Source organism: Acidovorax sp. KPB24-07, from assembly GCF_057543315.1.
In genome coordinates this window covers 1-795 of the sequence record NZ_BAAJYS010000825.1, presented here as the reverse complement: position 1 = coordinate 795, position 795 = coordinate 1, and the positions used below count along the sequence as shown (strand labels likewise).

1 pseudogene is annotated in these 795 nt (G+C 66.4%); it reads right to left on the bottom strand.

The features are described 5' to 3' along the window. Window positions 1-163: 163 nt before the first annotated feature. Window positions 164-795: pseudogene (locus AC27IQ_RS26090) on the bottom strand (hypothetical protein); the annotation flags it as partial.

Below are 795 nucleotides of genomic sequence, written 5' to 3'. Positions count from 1 at the left end.
GGCAGTTAGGGCCCTGGCGATAACATGCGGCCCAGGGTGAGGTGAGAGCCACCATGGGGTGTGGCACCCCATACCCCGCCCCCGCCAAGCTCCCTACGGTCGACGGCCTAATCGGCCTTTGGCGGGTCCCCGGTTTGTCCCCGGAAAGGAGCGCAGCACAGGCTCAGCGGGTGGACACACGGGGGAGACCTGCATAGGCTGGGTTGCGCACGGCCAGGGCAGAGGACAACTGCTCAGGGGTGATGAGCCCATCTTGAGGCTGGGCCGGCTGCGGCATGGGCACGGTGCGCACCTGCTGCAGCGGCTGCTGCTGGGCCACGAGCTCGCGTTGCTGCCACGGCTGGGCCTGCACCATCTGCTGCTGGCCCTGTTGGCCATGTTGGTCTTGTTGGGCCTGGGCCCAGTCCACGAAGAAGCCCTGGCGCACGATCTGCTGGCACACCGCCAGCGAGACCTGCAGCAGTGTGGCTTGCTGGCTGTAGCACTTGCACTTGCTGCCCATCTCGACGCAAGCGGCTGGATAGGGCGCCACCGTTGGCTGGGTGACCTGATCGTAGGCCGGCGACGTGTGGGCAAAGTCGGCCAATCGCGGCTTGCGTTGCTCTAGGTACTCGACCGTGGTCAGGACCTTGTTCGGGGACGATCCCTGACCCGGGGAGCCGACTGCTGCAGTTGCGCCTGGCTGGGCTTGCTTGGCGCCTTTGGCGACGTTGCCATAGACGCCGGTTATCGCAAAGTAGCCCATGGTCGGCACCAGCACGGCGCAAGCCAAGAACACCCACACCGCGCGCGGAA